We start from the raw sequence: 1113 nt of genomic DNA, 5'->3' as shown, positions 1-1113 counted from the left end.
GATGAGCCCGCCCTCGAACCCTTCTCACTCGGTGACCTCGGCCTCTCGCCCGACGAGATCGCCCAGATGGAGCAGGGCAGTGCTGATGAAGGGAGTTTGCAGCCCTTCTCGCTTGATGAGCTTGGCATTCAGGCTAGTGATGAGCCAGAAGCCCCTGCCGCACCGGAGGAGAGTAAGCCCTTTGCTTGGGGTGTGCAGGATGAAGAGCAGGCAGCGCGCGATGAGTTGACCTCTGCAATGGGGGATCTCCAGCCCTTCTCACTCGATGATCTTGATCTGAATAGCACTGAAGATAGTGAACGTGACGACTATGGTTCGTTGCCGCCTTCACTGCAGCCCTTCTCGCTTGATGAAGCGCCACCACTCCCGTTGCCCCCCGATCCTGCCGGGCGCGAGGGTGATGAGACCAGTGATAGCGGAGGGTATAGTTGGCAGCAGCCGAGCGCAAAGGTTGGCACCGATTTCCTGCGCTCCGATGAGGCTGATGCGGGGCAAGGGAGTAGCATCTTTGGTCGTCTGCGCCAGCGTGCTTCTGAGCGTCCCCCTGAAGAGCCTGATCCGCTCATGCCGGTTGACGATGATGATGCCGATGTGGCCGGGTACTTCTCGAACCACAACGATGATGTTTCGCTCCGCGATCATGATCCGGCTGAACCTGAGCGTCTGACCGGCAGCTTCCGACTGCCCCGCGAGGGTGGTGATGATGCGCAGCCTACGGAAGCTGAAGCTGCTGCAGACACAGCCGATGCAGACGTAGCCCCCTTCTCGCTTGATGCTTTGGGGCTTGCACCTGAGCAGTTTGCGCCAACTGGGGCTGCGCCCGCTGAACCTGATCTCGCGCCGTTTTCGCTCGATGATCTCGGTTTTTCACCCGCTGAACTGGCAGAGCTTGAGCAGGCTGCGCCACCCGCAACGCCTGATGCTACCCCTGCGGCCAGCGAGCCAGAACCCTTCTCGCTCGATGATTTTGAAATGACCTTTGAGCAGGCCGATCAGGCCGAGTCGGCGGCCACGCCCAGTGAGCCGGAACCCTTCTCGCTCGATGACTTTGGCTTGGATGCGGCGGAACCCACAGCCCCAGCCGAGGCAGCGGCAACGCCCAGTGAGCCAGAG

1 pseudogene is annotated in these 1113 nt (G+C 61.0%); it reads left to right on the top strand.

Features of this window, described 5'->3' with window-relative positions:
• Nucleotides 1–1113: pseudogene (locus tag CJ255_RS23310) on the top strand (hypothetical protein); the annotation flags it as partial.

The sequence above is a fragment of the Candidatus Viridilinea mediisalina genome (assembly GCF_002532535.1).
Classification (GTDB): Bacteria; Chloroflexota; Chloroflexia; order Chloroflexales; family Chloroflexaceae; genus Viridilinea; species Viridilinea mediisalina.
This window is presented reverse-complemented; position numbering and strand designations above follow the sequence as displayed.